General features: G+C 41.3%; 13 protein-coding genes. 4 read left to right on the top strand and 9 right to left on the bottom strand.

Annotation, left to right across the window (positions count from 1 at the left end):
* Positions 1-26: 26 nt before the first annotated feature.
* The 3 genes from rny to KEM09_RS12580 all read right to left on the bottom strand — a co-directional run bounded on the left by rny (position 27) and on the right by KEM09_RS12580 (position 2282).
* On the bottom strand, positions 27-1568 hold the full coding sequence (gene rny / locus KEM09_RS12570) for a ribonuclease Y (RefSeq protein WP_212228774.1): 1542 nt from the start codon (positions 1566-1568) through the stop codon (positions 27-29).
* Positions 1569-1673: 105 nt separating this feature from the next.
* Positions 1674-1979 (bottom strand): cell division protein ZapA, encoded by a 306-nt coding sequence (locus KEM09_RS12575; protein ID WP_212190218.1) that lies wholly within the window; start codon positions 1977-1979, stop codon positions 1674-1676.
* Between the two features lie 9 nt (positions 1980-1988).
* The gene (locus KEM09_RS12580) at positions 1989-2282 is read right to left on the bottom strand and encodes a hypothetical protein (protein WP_212228776.1); all 294 of its coding nucleotides are present in this window, start codon (positions 2280-2282) and stop codon (positions 1989-1991) included.
* Positions 2283-2442: 160 nt separating this feature from the next.
* Here KEM09_RS12580 and KEM09_RS12585 point away from each other — a divergent pair, with 160 nt between their 5' ends.
* The 4 genes from KEM09_RS12585 (at position 2443) to KEM09_RS12600 (ending at position 8655) form a co-directional block, all read left to right on the top strand.
* The gene (locus tag KEM09_RS12585) at positions 2443-4383 is read left to right on the top strand and encodes a YgiQ family radical SAM protein (RefSeq protein ID WP_212228778.1); all 1941 of its coding nucleotides are present in this window, start codon (positions 2443-2445) and stop codon (positions 4381-4383) included.
* Positions 4384-4402: 19 nt separating this feature from the next.
* A complete protein-coding gene (locus KEM09_RS12590) occupies positions 4403-5143 on the top strand; it encodes a DUF4197 domain-containing protein (RefSeq protein WP_212228779.1) in 741 nt (246 codons plus the stop codon).
* A 149-nt stretch (positions 5144-5292) separates the two neighbouring features.
* Positions 5293-6993, top strand: coding sequence for a UvrD-helicase domain-containing protein (locus KEM09_RS12595; protein ID WP_212228780.1), 1701 nt, complete (start codon positions 5293-5295; stop codon positions 6991-6993).
* Between the two features lie 1320 nt (positions 6994-8313).
* Entirely contained in the window at positions 8314-8655 is a 342-nt protein-coding gene (locus tag KEM09_RS12600) for a DsrE family protein (RefSeq protein WP_212228781.1), read from the top strand.
* 306 nt (positions 8656-8961) lie between these two features.
* Here KEM09_RS12600 and KEM09_RS12605 read toward each other — a convergent pair whose 3' ends face one another.
* The 6 genes from KEM09_RS12605 to mce all read right to left on the bottom strand — a co-directional run bounded on the left by KEM09_RS12605 (position 8962) and on the right by mce (position 15010).
* Positions 8962-10452 (bottom strand): cytochrome c3 family protein, encoded by a 1491-nt coding sequence (locus KEM09_RS12605; protein WP_212228782.1) that lies wholly within the window; start codon positions 10450-10452, stop codon positions 8962-8964.
* A gap of 419 nt (positions 10453-10871) precedes the next feature.
* Positions 10872-12125, bottom strand: coding sequence for a sodium ion-translocating decarboxylase subunit beta (locus KEM09_RS12610; RefSeq protein ID WP_212228783.1), 1254 nt, complete (start codon positions 12123-12125; stop codon positions 10872-10874).
* A gap of 36 nt (positions 12126-12161) precedes the next feature.
* Positions 12162-12596: an acyl-CoA carboxylase biotin carboxyl carrier protein subunit gene (locus KEM09_RS12615; RefSeq protein WP_212228784.1), complete on the bottom strand. Its 435-nt coding sequence runs from the start codon at positions 12594-12596 to the stop codon at positions 12162-12164.
* A gap of 6 nt (positions 12597-12602) precedes the next feature.
* A complete protein-coding gene (locus KEM09_RS12620; protein WP_212193353.1) occupies positions 12603-12962 on the bottom strand; it encodes an OadG family protein in 360 nt (119 codons plus the stop codon).
* Positions 12963-12974: 12 nt separating this feature from the next.
* Positions 12975-14534, bottom strand: coding sequence for an acyl-CoA carboxylase subunit beta (locus KEM09_RS12625; RefSeq protein WP_212193354.1), 1560 nt, complete (start codon positions 14532-14534; stop codon positions 12975-12977).
* Positions 14535-14563: 29 nt separating this feature from the next.
* Entirely contained in the window at positions 14564-15010 is a 447-nt protein-coding gene (gene mce / locus KEM09_RS12630; protein WP_244824987.1) for a methylmalonyl-CoA epimerase, read from the bottom strand.
* Positions 15011-15863 lie beyond the last annotated feature (853 nt).

The raw sequence follows: 15863 nt of genomic DNA on the forward strand, positions 1-15863 counted from the left end.
TTTTAAAATATTTAGTAATCGATTAATTACTTGGCATAGCTAATTGCACGTGTTTCTCTGATAACTGTAATCTTAACCTGTCCCGGATAAGTCATTTCAGTTTGAATCTTACGTGCGATATCATATGACAATTCTTCCGCCTCTTTATCTGACGTTTTCTCTGCTCCAACAATCACACGCAATTCACGACCTGCTTGTATAGCATACGTTTTAAGTACGCCCGGATATGACAACGCCAGGTTTTCCAGATCCTTAAGACGCTTGATATAGGCCTCGATAATCTCACGGCGTGCACCCGGACGAGCACCTGAAATAGCATCACATACCTGAACAATCGGTGCAATCATTGTGGTCATCTCTACTTCATCGTGGTGAGCTCCAATTGCATTGCATATATCTGGCTTCTCCTTGTACTTCTCGGCCAGCTTCATACCTAAAATAGCGTGTGGTAATTCCGGATCTTCATCAGATACCTTACCTATATCATGCAATAAACCGGCTCTCTTGGCACGTTTAGCATTAAGCCCCAATTCACTGGCCATAATTGCACAAAGGTTGGCCGTTTCACGTGAATGCTGCAATAAATTCTGTCCGTATGAAGAACGGTATTTCATTTTACCCACCAATTTGATGAGCTCAGAGTGTAAACCATGAATGCCTAAATCGATGGCAGTACGCTTACCTGTTTCCAGAATTTCTTCCTCAACCTGTTTCCGAACTTTGTTTACGACCTCTTCGATACGTGCAGGGTGAATACGTCCATCAGTCACCAATTGATGCAATGCCAATCGGGCAATCTCACGACGCATTGGGTCGAAAGCTGATAACACAATCGCTTCTGGTGTATCGTCAACAATAATCTCAACACCGGTAGCTGCTTCAAGCGCCCTGATATTTCTACCCTCACGCCCGATAATGCGACCCTTCATCTCATCAGAATCAATGTGGAAGATGGTCACGGAATTTTCAATGGCAGTTTCGGTTGCAACACGCTGAACTGTCTGTAATACAATTCGTTTAGCCTCTTTATTTGCATTAATTCTGGCATCATCCATTATGTCATTGATAAATGACATCGCTTCTGTTTTGGCCTCAGCTTTCATGCTCTCAATAAGCATATCTTTGGCCTCATCACCTGACATACCTGAGATGGCTTCCAGTTGCTCAACCTGCTGTTTATGCGCCTTGTTAACTTCTTCTGTCTTCTTCTCAACAATCTCAAGCTGTGCAGTCAGGTTCTCACGAATCGCCTCCACCTCTTTCTTCTTGCGGCTCTGCTCTTCAATACGCTGAGATAAATTTGTTTCTTTTTGTTTCAGCTTATTTTCGGCATTCACCATTTTAGCATTACGTGAGTTGATCTCCTTCTCATGTTCCGCTCTAAGCTGAAGAAACTTCTCCTTAGCTTGTAGAATTTTATCTTTTTTTATGACTTCCGCCTCTGCTTCTGCCTCTTTTACAATTCGTTCGCTCCTGGTCTTAAGCGCTTTGGTAATAATCAGCCATGTTACCAAGCTTCCGACCAATAAAGCACCAATTGCAAGTCCTATTACTATTGGTAGATCCATATTTATCGTGTTATATATAAAACAAAACCGCATCATCTTACCATATTCCTTACTTTAAGAGATATAGTAAATAATGCGGGTAAATTTCTAAATTATAAATTCTTATCAGAAAACCTTATCAGTTTTTTCTGTAAGAACATTATCCAATTGCTCGTTTAAATCGCGAACCATTTCTATAAATGGATCCACATCATGACGGTTTTCCAATTCTAACAATTTAATGACGTACTGTAGTGTGGCCATTGCCAAAAAGTCCTGTACATCCTTATCTGAATAACGTTGTTTATATTGTAAAACCTTCTCATTAATGAGTTTAGCAGCCAAACGAATACGCTCTTCATCACTGCGTTCTATTCGCAGTGGGTAATACCTGTCGGCAATATTTACACGTATCGAGAGTTTATCGTCCATTTAACTTGCTTAACGGTTTAAAAGCGCAATACACTTATCTATTTCCCGCACAATCTGACCAATCCGTTTTTTAGTTTCACCGGCTTCTGAACTGCCAACCACCAAATCTTTCGTTATTTTCAAATTGTTGAATCGTTGCTCCAGATTATGATATTCTCTGGAGGCATCTTCAAGCTGCTCAGTTAACCTACCCTTCTCACCTTCCAACAGTTGCACCTCCGACTTTAAGCTTTGGTACTGCTGAATCAGCCTGTTTATTTTATCTTTTAACTCAACAATTAATTCGCTATTTGGATTTGTCATGGCCAAATTTTTCATTACAAAGTTAACATTGGTTTTAAAATATAAAAAAAAACCTTTAACTCTTTTGCTGGTTTACTTTAAACAGAAAAGCGTTTTTCTGTAAGCGTTGCCCTAATTATGAAAGCAAGATAATTAAAATTCAGCTACATTTGCCAACGATATGATAAAAACTGAGCATAAGCATAAGATGGAAGATTGGCTGCCTACATCAGCCAAAGAGGTAGAGAGAAGAGGTTGGGATAGTATTGATGTGATATTATTCACTGGTGATGCTTATATCGATCACCCTGCATTTGGCGCTGCTGTGGTTGGCAGAATGCTTGAAGCGCATGGTCTAAAAGTTGCTATTGTGCCGCAACCCAACTGGCGCGATGACTTAAGAGATTTTAAAAAGCTTGGGCGACCAAATTATTTCTTTGGTGTTACCGCCGGCGCCATGGACTCTATGGTGAACCACTATACAGCCAATCGTCGACTGCGCTCTGATGATGCCTATACGCCTGATGGCAGAGCCGGGCAACGCCCTGATTATGCATCCGTTGTCTATTGCAACATCCTGAAAGAATTATATCCGGATGTGCCTGTATTGCTGGGTGGCATAGAAGCTTCGTTAAGACGGGTTACACATTACGATTACTGGTCTGATAAACTCAGGCCAAGTATTCTGGCAGATTCAAAAGCCGATCTGTTGGTTTATGGCATGGGCGAACAGCCGCTTTTGGAAATTATTCGTTTAATAGAACGAGGCGTACCCATTGAAAGTCTGAAGACTATACCACAAACGGCTTTTGTTATCCCAAAGGAGAAATCGCTTCCAAAGAATAAAAACTGGAAAGACTTACCTCTTTTCTCGCATGAAGAGTGTCTTTCTGATAAAACCAAATACGCCAAAAATTTCAGGCATGTAGAAGAGGAATCGAACCGATGGCAAGCGGCCCGTTTAACGCAAGACGTTGGCGAACATACCATCGTCATCAATCCGCCCTATCCACCAATGACGACAGGAGAATTGGACGCTTCATTTGATTTGCCCTATACACGCCTGCCGCACCCCCGATATATTGCTAAAGGCCCCATACCAGCCTTTGAAATGATCAAATTCTCTGTGAATATGCATCGGGGCTGTTTTGGTGGTTGTAGTTTTTGTACCATATCAGCTCATCAGGGTAAATTTATTGCCTCCCGCTCTGAAGAAAGCATCCTGAAGGAAGTGGATGCCATCTCACAGATGCCTGATTTTAAAGGTTACCTGTCGGATTTGGGCGGACCAAGTGCCAACATGTATAAGATGGAAGGTAAAAACCTGAAAATCTGCCAGCGATGTACCCGCCCCTCATGCATTCACCCCAATATCTGCACCAACCTGGACACCAACCACAGCGCTATGACACGCTTGTATCAAGCCGTTAATGAGCATCCCAATATTAAAAAGGCATTTATAGGCAGTGGTGTGCGCTACGATATGTTGTATAATAACATGGCTTCGAATGAAGAAAAAGAAAGCCACAAGGCCTATATGCAGGAACTGATTGAGAACCATGTTTCGGGCCGCTTGAAAGTGGCCCCAGAACACACTTCTGATCAGGTGCTTAAAATCATGCGCAAACCATCCTTTAAACTCTTTCATAAATTTAAGGCTGATTTTGACCGCATTAACAACTCTAAGAAGCTGAACCAACAAATCATACCTTACTTTATTTCAAGTCATCCGGGAAGTGAAGAAATGGACATGGCCAACCTGGCCTGCGAAACACATGATATGGATTTTAAACTGGAGCAGGTTCAGGATTTTACACCAACGCCAATGACTGTAGCCACTGTCATTTACTATTCGGGCATTCACCCCTATACTTTGGAGGAAACCTATACGCCACGCAGTAAAAATGAAAAGCTACAGCAGCGCATGTATCTGTTTTGGTATAAAAAAGAATACCAGGAAAAGATTAAAGATCGCCTGAAGAGCTTTAAACGCTTTGACATGATCAAAAAGCTCTTTCCTGAAAAGGATAATAAAACTGAAAAACAGAATCATAAAGGACGAAAGAGTAATTTCAAAAAGAAGAAACCAAGCTACAAAAGCAAACACAGAAGAACTACATAACTTACTATATAAAAGTACTATGAAGAAAATCATTTACATTTTACCATTAATTATTTTAAGTGCCTGTGCCGAGTTAACTGCTGTCATTGATACCTACAATGCCAATGCCCCGCTTACCGAAACAGAAGTGGCCAGTGGACTGAAAGAAGCATTGCGTGTTGGTACCGATTCAGCTGCAGCCCGCCTGGGTGTTACCAATGGCTATTATGGTGATGAACTGGTAAAAATAATGTTACCGGAAGAAGCTGATATCATTGTGAAGAATGCATCGAAGATACCCGGAGGCGAAAAGGTAATTGAAGATGTGGTGGTACACATCAACCGGGCGGCCGAGGATGCTGCTAAAGAAGCTGGCCCTGTTTTCTGGGGAGCCATTAGGGAAATGACTATTGCAGATGCATTCAATATATTAAACGGAGAAAATGATGCTGCTACCCAGTACCTGAAAAATAACACTTACGAAAAGCTGTTTAACCTCTACAATCCAAAGATTCAGGCTTCATTGGATAAAGAAATAGCCGCTGGCATATCCCCCAACATGTCATGGGAAACACTAACCAGTAAATGGAACCAGATTGCCGACAATCCATTTGGCAAGATGGCGGGCCTCAACACGGTTAACGTTGATTTGGATGCCTACCTGACAGAACAGGCTCTGAATGGCTTGTTTATTAAAATAGCACAAGAGGAGGCGCAAATAAGAAAAGACCCAATGGCCAGGGTGAATGCTATTTTAGAGCGAGTTTTTGGAAGTATTTAATTAATCCGGGCCGCTAGTTTTTAGTTAAAGAAATAGCTTACAATCATCAACTAAGTACCAGCTCTGGCATTTAAGCTCAGAGTTTGGTACTTTTTGTTTATCGCAAATTGAAAAAGCACTGACAACGCGAACATACTATTGTAAAAACCATGCAATTAACCGACGAGCAGGAAAAGATTATCAACCACGAAGGCAACCTGAAAGTAAATGCCGTGGCCGGTTCGGGCAAAACAACCACCATCTTGCAATACGCACAAAAAAGGCCACACTCGCCTATTCTTTACCTGGCGTTTAACAAGTCGGTGAAGCTGGAGGCCGAACACAAGCTGAGCCAAATGGGACTTAACAACGTGCGGGTTGAAACAACCCACTCGCTGGCCTACAAATACACGGCACCCTACAGGCATTATACCCTTCGCTTTGATTATAAGCCACACGAGATTGCAGCTATTTTAAACATCCGACCCAAAGCGGGCGACTTGTCGCACCTGAAGCTGGCGAGTCACGTCTATCGCTTCGTCCGTTACTTCTGCAATTCAAAGGCCCAAAAGGTGGTTGAGATTAATTACCTGGAGACCCTGACCAACCTTGAGAGTCTGGCGTTTGCCACCGAGAACCATGAGCTGATTGTGCATTACACCCGCCTGTTTCTGGCCAAAATGCACAAAGGTGAGATAGACATCATCCACGACTTTTACCTGAAACAGTTTCAACTGAGTCGCCCCATCCTGCCTTATGATTACATACTGTTTGATGAGGGACAGGATGCCTCGGGGGCCATGCTGGCCGCTTTTGTCAACCAGTCGGCCCATAAAATCATTATTGGCGATCAGCATCAGCAGATATACGGCTGGCGCTTTGCTACTAATGCCCTTCAGCAGGTCGATTTTCAAACCATGGACTTAAGCAAGAGCTTTCGGTTCAACCAGGAGATTGCTCGTCTTTCCAAATCCATCCTTCAGCTGAAAACAGAAATTGGGCAAAGCAGTCAAGTAAATATCCAAGGCCTCGGCAATCACCAGCCTATCAGAAGTCGTGTTACCCTGGCCCGCTCCAACAGCAAACTGGTATCGCGGGCCATTGAGCTGCTCATCCAGCAAAAAGAACTTAAAAGTATCTATTTCGAAGGTCAGCTGAGCTCCTATACCTTCTCTGAAGAAGGCGGCTCCATTTACGATGTGCTAAACCTGTACAACCACCAACGTCACCTGATTAAGGATGACTTGCTTAAAACAATGCCCAGCTTTGACCACCTTAAAGACTACCTGGAGGAAACATCAGACACCTCACTTAAAGCACTGGTAGATTTGGTGGAGAAATACCATAAAGACATTCCTTACTTTATCAGTAGAATTAAGGAGTGCACCGTTGAAGAAGCTCATAAGGACAAAGCCGACATGGTGTTTTCAACGGTTCACAAAGCCAAAGGCATGGAGTATGACCAGGTGTTTATAATGGATGATTTTATCAGCGAACAGCAGATTATGGACCTGAAAGCTGCCCTAAAAGCACAGGAAATTAGTCCGGATGCACTGGCCGAAGAGATCAACCTGCTTTATGTGGCCGCCACGCGCACCAAATCAAAGCTGCACATCCCGATTCAGTTGCTGCCTACCTCCTATCAGATTCATGATTTTAATACGGTTAGCAACAACCTAAACCTATCAATCAAGTCCAAAGTAAAACCCGCAAAAGCACAGCGAAGCAACCAGTTATGGACTAAAACGGAAGAGGCAGAACTGAAGCAGCTCTTTATTCAGGGTAAAACCGTAAAGGAAATTGCCTTGCTGTTGGGCCGCAGCCAAAGTGCCGTTATCAGGCGGGTGGAAAAGCTGGATTTGTGGTTTTGATAAAAAAAGCTGATAGCTATTCAAACAGTGCGTAATTACCTCACTTCTTCAATGCGCCATAATGACAGAGTTATTTATCAATAATGCTGCTGGAAGCATTGCGCACTGCTTTTGAGCCATTGGGAGGCGCTTTTGCCTGCCATGTTGTCGCTTTGAGCCATTGTGCGCCCGGCTGGAAGCACCGGGAAGGCGGCTGGAGCCATTAAGCAGCCGCTGGAGGCTCTGAGCGGTGCCCCCGAGCCATTGCGTAGCGGTCGTAAGGCTTTGGGAAGCCGATTAGCGCACCGGTTAGTGCCTCCGTAGGATAAAACGGCGAGGAGGAAAGATAGAGTTGTAGTGGGAAGGGATTGTGTATAATAGGGTGACGGATTTAAAAGCCAGACGGTTGTCGGCATGGGGTCTGTTCAATAAACTGTGTCATCCGTTAATTTTGGGTCCAAAGCCCAGGGGCCAAGGTGAGTCGGACTGCTATACACCCACATTGGTAGATTATTAACCTTTATAGTTCCCACCCAGGGCGATTGCATTTAACTCAACAAAGAAAACAAAATAGTTTAATCCACAGATTTTCACGGATTTTCACCGGGGAAATTGCTTTTAAAAGTAATGTCAAATATGAAACTGCAGATTTCACAGATTATCGCGGATTATTTTCCGCAGGAAAATAAAAGTCAGTGAAAATCGGTGCTAATCTGTGGATAATAATCATTAAAAAAAGGGCTCTATATGATTTGTAGTGGGTAAAGTTTCAAGTAACGTATTGGGGTTTTCAACCCCAACCCCCGACTTCATTTTTTCAAAGATGAAAAAACGCAAGCAAAAAAATCTTCGGCTATGCCTGCTTACGCTCATAAAACTACTGTTGTATGACGAAATCGTTAAACTCGCTGCACTCAAACAAAAACGATTTTGAAATCGTCATATACAACCGTGTTTTATGGCTTACCAGCCAAGGCCGTTGGGGAATTCCTGACTTTACCCACTCTTATCCATACAGAACAAAAAAAGTTATTCGCTTAAAGGCGATACCCCCGATATTTTCACGTTTTTTTCAATCAAATAACTTTCCCGCTAACGGACAAAAAAACTGTGCAACTATTTTTTACAAACAGAAGCTGTAACTATATCAATAACAACTAAAAGTTAAAGGAACAGAAAATCTTCACAGATAGTTTTTCAATGGAAAACAATTAATCTGGGTCAATCTGCGCAATCTGTGGTCTTAATAGTAAGTTTAAATGCGATTGCCGTGGTTCCCAGCTTTGTTCCCTCCAACATGCCTAAATAATAGCTACATTTGGCCTATCAAATAAATTACCGATGAAGAAACTAACAGACCTGCTGCTAATCACTCAGAATGGTATGGGAAGTGGCGACGCAGAACTCCAAATAAAGCTACTGGGCAACTATCTTAACGTACTTATTAGCGACAACAGACTACCTGGCTTTATAGCTTTTTACAATGAAGGCGTTAAAGTGCTTGGCAAGGATAGCCCATTTCAGGGACAACTTAATAAGCTGGAACAACGAGGCGTTAAACTAATAGCCTGCAGCACCTGCCTTAATCACTACCAAATTGATGAAATAGTGGCAGGAATAAAAGGGACCATGCCCGACATTGTAACACTTCAGTGTGATGCCCAAAAGGTAATAACGCTTTAGATAAAAGCGTTGTAAAAGCAAATCAAAGCCCTCCCTTTTCGAGCTGAAAAGAGAGGGCTGTTTTGTATTCTTTCACTATTAACCGATTAAATATATATTCAACCTCGCTGAGGTTGTCTGGTCATTTACATTTCACTTATCTACAAATATTTATCTCCGCTGGAGATAATAAAACAACTTCGGAGAAGTTGAATAATTATAGAAATAATAAGCCCACCCTATTAAAAACAATCCCAGCGGGATTGCATATCATATAGACGCTTCATTGTTTTTTTTACATTTTTAATCGGTCTGTAATGATAGTCTTTACAGGTATAAGTAGCGATGACAATCGGTGCATAAAGACTCTTTCCACACTTCGTCGATATCAACAGGGTGCTTAAATGGCAAGGACTCTTTACCAGTTGAATATTGCACATTATCAGGTGTTCCTTGCATCAGAATGGAATGGCATGCATCACAATCGCGTGTTATCTTTTCGCTATTGATGCTCAAGTGAGTATCGTTATGGCAGCGAAAACACCCATTGTATTCAATGTGACCGATATGATCGGAATAAACATCCCAGCTGGCTTGCATCTCCGGAAAAATGTTACGCAGATATCCATCAGATATGCCTTCAACCGCTTTATCCAGCTCTTCCGGCGACACTTCGGGGTAATTGGCGGCATAAAAGCTTTGCAGCTGGCTTTTGATAACCACAAAGGCCGAATCACTTGTTGGGTAAGGATCTTTTAATATCTCCATGCTTATTCGCTTAATTTCAGGCAGCAAGGGTATAGTGCCCGATGCCATACCGGCATCAACAAACTGCTGAGGCAGCATATAGTTATGCGATGGCCTGTTATGACAATCCATGCAGTCCATCACTCTTGGTGTAGAGTTGGCAATAACAGCCGAATCAAGTGGCACCCAGCTGTCTTCATAAACAATGGTATCGCCCGTTGCTAAATTAATGGAGCGCACCCATGGCAACACTTCCCTGCTTTCGTCCTCAGCAATATATTCGATGCGTACATCAGGGTTAATGTGCCAGTGAATTCCCTCTGCCAGATTAGTAGCACTATGTTGACTATTGGTTTTTATCAGCAACTGAATATCCCATTGTGTGTTTAGTGAGTCCGATAGGTAATGCCTCTCAAACTGCATACGCGGCGTGTAAAACTTTTCGGGCCAGTGACACTCCTCACAGGTCTCTTTGGCCGGTCTCAGGTTTCTCACTGGTGTTGGAATAGGCCGGGGATAATTATCGGCCAGCACAGCATACACCTGGTATAAGCCCGATAATTTGGATTTAACATACCAATTGGCTCCCTGCCCTACATGGCATTCAACACACGCTACGCGCGCATGAGAGGAATTCATGTAAGTAATGTATTCGGGTTTCATTACCCGGTGACAAACCAGACCACAGAACTCCACCGACTCAGTGTAATGATAGGCCTCGTAACTGCCCACTGCCGTCAGCAGCAGGAAAATAACCGTACCAATAACAAACACCGAAGCCGCATTGCGATAGCGCGGGTTATTAAAATCAATCACCATCCATTTGGTTGAGACAGGTTCATTTGTTTTCTTGGCCTTTCTAACGGCCCGCATCATGCCAATAGGTATCAATATAAGTCCCACTACCATGATGGCAGGTAATAGAATGAAAGAGAAAAGCCCTAAATACGAACTTCCTTCGTCAAACATAAAGGACAGAAGAATGGACAGGATGATCAGCAGCAGCGCCAGGCCACTGATGATGGTTCCTACCAACGACAAGGGATTGTAATATGAATGAGGTAATTTCATGGGAAAGATTTTCCTCATAAGTTAATTCTGATTTCTATCAAATTCAATCCTAAGACGTTATCAATGCTCAATACAATATTAATATATATCAATTTTAATCGACCAATCAATTATCACATTGATAGTTAAGTCACTATTTCAATTGAGCAATGCCGATACCGATTACTATTCAAGATGCGCCTTTAGTTCGCTTCTCTACTAAAGACACTCTGAATATGTATCGGCATAATACCAGCGCATTTTAATATTTAAATGGTATAACATGATTAAAAACTTTCATGATACAGGGAGACACCAACAGGTATGAAAGAAAACTTGCTTAGCATCTCACAGATACTTAGCAAGTCGTTGATACTTTCAGAAAAAAAAGGCCCGTATTCAAGGAATACGAGCCTTTCATTTATATTATAAGTCAATGCTTACATCAGGAATGATAATAAGATACCAGCTGCCACAGCTGAGCCAATAACGCCTGATACGTTAGGAGCCATCGCATGCATCAGCAAGTGGTTATTAGGGTCATTTTTCAAACCTTCGTGCTGAACAACGCGAGCTGAATCCGGTACTGCCGACACACCAGCAGCTCCAATTAATGGATTAATCTTGTTATCGCCTTTCAGGAATAAATTCATCAAACGAGCGAAAATCAGACCTCCTGCAGTAGCCACCATAAACGATACTGCTCCCAATCCAAAAATCTTCAATGAATCAGTTGTCAGGAAATAATCTGCCTGAGTGGATGCTCCAACGGTAATACCTAGCAGGATAGTCACGATATTAATCATTGCGTTTCTGGCTGTATCAGCTAAACGCTCAGTTACACCAGACTCTTTTAACAAGTTACCAAAGAACAACATACCTAACAGAGGCAGGGCCGATGGAGAAATAAATGTTGTTAAAAGCAGACCGATTATCGGGAACATGATTTTCTCAGTTTTAGAAACAGCTCGTGGAGGTTTCATCTTAATTAATCGCTCCCGCTTAGGAATGATCAATCGCATAATAGGAGGCTGTATCACAGGTACCAATGCCATGTAGGAATAGGCCGCAATAGCAATTGCTCCCATTAATGTTGGTGCCAGTTTCGACGACAGGAAGATCGCTGTAGGACCATCAGCACCGCCGATAATACCAATTGCACCAGCTTCCTGAGGTGTAAAGCCCATAGCCGAAGCACCTAAGAATGTTGCAAATATACCCACCTGAGCAGCCGCTCCTAAAATCATCAGCTTTGGATTTGAAATCAAGGAAGAGAAATCCGTCATGGCGCCAATACCCAGGAAGATGAGAGGTGGATAAACCCCTTGTTGTACACCAAAGTACAAGTAATTTAACACAGAACCTTCTTCGTATAAGCCAATTTTATAGCCTTCAAGGAATGGCACATTTCCTAAGATAACACCGGTTCCAATAGGTACTAATAAAAGTGGTTCGTAATCGTATTTAATAGCCAGAAAAATAAAGAACAAACCCACACCAATCATAATCAAGTGTGTGAAGTGCACGTTATGAAATCCTGTAAAATTCCAGAATGTTTCCAGCCCTTTTGATGCGTGATCAATAAAGGTATCCCCCGCTCCGGTTCCTGCAGCGAAAGCTTCAAACCCTCCACCAACAAATTGCAGGCTGAACAAAAGCGATAACACACCAAAAAGAGTGATAAATCTTTTCATAATTAATTATTCTTTAACGACACAGTGCACGGATGCTTACTGAGCCATTTCAATTAATACATCGTTTTGTAATACAGCATCTCCAACAGATACTTTGACAGAAGTAACTGTACCGTCTTTTTCAGCCAGTACATTGTTTTCCATTTTCATGGCTTCCATCACTAACAAAACATCACCTTTTTTAACGGCATCACCTTCTTTCACCAATACCTTAAAGATATTACCCGGAAGCGGAGCATTGACTTTAATAGCGCCACCACCTGCATTTTTAGTGATAAATCCTTCGCCTGGTTTGCGCTGAATTTCTTTACGCACCAGTTTTGGTGTTTTAGCTGACTTCTTAGCTACCTCCTGATGAATCTCTACTTCATACTGAGTTCCGTTCACATCCAACTGAGCTATATTCTCATCTAGATCCTTAAGGTGAACGTCGTATTTATTACCTCTAATGGTAAAACTAAACTTTTTCATGTTATGCTATCTGGGGAAATTAACATTGTTAAAACTATACACTTTAGAGCTCCATGGAGAGTAACGCTTTTTCACCTCTTTAATGGTAATCACATTACTTTCTTCATCGTGCTGTTCGTTAAAATACAGGTGCAAAGCCATGGCAATAGCTGCATTGGTTTCACCAGTAATAACCAATTCATCATCGATTACTACTTCTTTCTTTGCCATTCTGTTTTTCTTACGAAGCGCTCGTCGTGTGCCCCAGGTCAGTATTTTTGGGACAGTTAAGAACACACCGATCAAGAATACCAAAGCCACAAAAACGATAAACCATCCTAATACCGTAATGGTCCACGTCATTGAATCAACGATTAATAAATTCATGGTCCTTCGGTTTTATAATGGAATATTAGAATGCTTCTTCGGCGGATTAGTCACTTTCTTTGTTTGCAAGTTCTGGAAAGCTCTAATCACTCTAAAGCGTGTATTTCTTGGTTCGATAACATCATCTATATAGCCATATGAAGCAGCTTGATACGGATTAGCAAATGCCTCTTCGTATTCATCTGTTTTCTTCTGTGCATAAGCCGCTTTTTCCTCGTCAGATTCTAAGGCAGCAATACTACGACCCTCCAATACTTCGATAGCACCTTTAGCTCCCATCACAGCAATTTCAGCCATTGGCCAGGCATAGTTAAAGTCACCACGCAACTGCTTACATGACATCACATCGTGAGCTCCTCCGTATGACTTACGGATAGTAACTGTTACTTTAGGCACTGTTGCCTCACCATAAGCAAACATCAGTTTGGCACCATGTATAATGATACCTGCATATTCCTGTCCTGAGCCTGGTAAAAATCCAGGAACATCAACCAAGGTTAAAATTGGAATATTAAAAGCATCACACATTTGCACAAAACGGGCAGCCTTACGCGATGCATCACAGTCAAGCACTCCTGCCAGGTAATTTGGCTGGTTAGCCACAACACCTACCGACTGACCATCTAAACGACAGAAACCAGTGATAATATTCTTGGCATAGTTACGGTGTACTTCTAAGAACTCACCTTCATCAGCGATAGAAAAGATAATATCATTCATATCGTAAGGTAAGTTCGGGTTGTCAGGCACAATATTGTTCAAAGCATCATCCAAACGATCAATAGGATCATTGCACTCCAGTACAGGTGCTTCTTCCATATTGTTTTGTGGCAAATAAGAAACCAGCTTACGAATTAACAGTAATCCTTCTTGCTCATCTTCTACCTTAAAGTGTGCTACACCTGATTTTGAAGCATGTACATCAGCACCTCCTAAATCAGCTACCGAAATTTCTTCACCTGTAACTGTTTTAACAACCTTAGGACCAGTCACAAACATATATGACGATTCTTCTGTCATCATAATGAAATCTGTTAGTGCAGGTGAGTAAACTGCACCACCGGCACAAGGGCCAAAAATGGCTGAAATCTGAGGAATAACACCTGAAGCCAGGATGTTACGTTCAAATATCTCGGCATAACCAGCTAAAGAAGTAACACCTTCCTGAATACGTGCACCCCCTGAATCGTTAATGCCGATAACCGGAGCCCCAACTTTCATGGCCATATCCATAATCTTACAGATTTTCTGAGCCATTGTTTCTGACAATGAACCACCAAACACTGTAAAATCCTGAGCATACACATACACCACACGACCATCAATAGTACCATGACCTGTAACTACACCGTCGCCTAAGAATTTGTTCTTTTCCATACCGAAGTTAGTACAACGATGTGTTACGAACATATCCAGCTCCTCAAAAGAACCATCATCCAATAGAACTTCGATTCTTTCGCGTGCGGTCATTTTCCCCTGCGAATGATGCTTTTCAATTCGTTTTTCTCCACCACCCAGCTTAGCTTCAGAGCGGAGATCGATTAATTTTTTGATTTTATCCTGAGTTGACATATGAAATTGTAAGTATTAGTCTGAAAGAATTATTTGTTAGGATCTTCGCAAAGCTCAGTTAGCACACCAAATGTTGATTTTGGGTGAAGAAAACCAATGTTTAGACCTTCAGCTCCTTTACGAGGTGCTTTATCAATCAATCTAACGCCATGTTCTTCAGCAAAAGTTAACTTTTCAGCTAAGTTTTCAACCGCAAAAGCCATGTGATGAATACCCTCGCCCTTTTTCTCAATAAACTTACCAATTGGCCCTTCAGGATCTGTTGACTCTAACAACTCGATTTTTGTATCCCCAACTTTGAAAAAAGCTGTCTTTACTTTCTGATCTGCCACTTCCTCAACAGCGTAACACTCTAATCCATATACTTTTTCAAAGAATGGAATTGCTTCATTTAAGTCTTTAACTGCGATCCCAATGTGCTCAATATGCGTCGGCTTCATATCTAAAAATTTATTGTTTAATAAAAAATAATGCAACAAAAGTAGAAACTAATCAAAATTTAGCAACATTTTTGAGCCTAAAAAAAGATTGTTTTACAACATATATGGCCCATAGAATAACGTTACATAGTATTAAATCAACCTTGTTAGATACTTGCATATTTATATATAGTCTCCTATATCACGAATCAAGATTAACAATTTTAAGTTATAATCTGTAAGAAATTTGACGCAATTATGTAGTTACAGATTCTATTTTTCTTACTAATAGTAACTTTATATTACATATATATATCATTTTAAAACCCGCCTATGACAATAGTCAGTTAAAGCCCAGACATAATTCAGAAAGATAATTGAATAATGTACATAGCCAATTAATGCTCATTTTCTATACATGAACATTGATTTTAGAAATTAAATAAAGCCTTGTTAATAGCTCACCTAACAATCAACTGCGTACACAAGGTTAATAATCACACTTAAAAGTCCAAAGCTATGAGAGTAAACTCAAAGATTGCATCTAGTATATCTTAATTATTTAAATGCCTATAAATTCTTCTAAATGCGGTATGAAATCAAACATTGAATATTAACGACTGACATTGCAGGAAACAGATAGGCGTATGAATGAAAAAGAACATACCTTCGGTAATTATATCTTTACTACAATACATTAAGCTTGAGAAGCGTATTATAGCGCCATTATCAACAGCTTTAATGTTAGAACTATAAGTGTTTCCAGCGAATTACTCTTTACTTAAATCAAAGATTACAGATGGCAATTTTTGAGGTAACAGAACTCAAGCTTTTTCTCTACAGATTGTGTAAGAACTATGCTTATACCTGTTACGCGCGTGTTCTATCTAGGGACCAGGATTAAACACCC

Origin of the sequence: Carboxylicivirga mesophila, from assembly GCF_018271975.1 — a bacterium.
GTDB classification, from domain to species: Bacteria; Bacteroidota; Bacteroidia; order Bacteroidales; family Marinilabiliaceae; genus Carboxylicivirga; species Carboxylicivirga mesophila.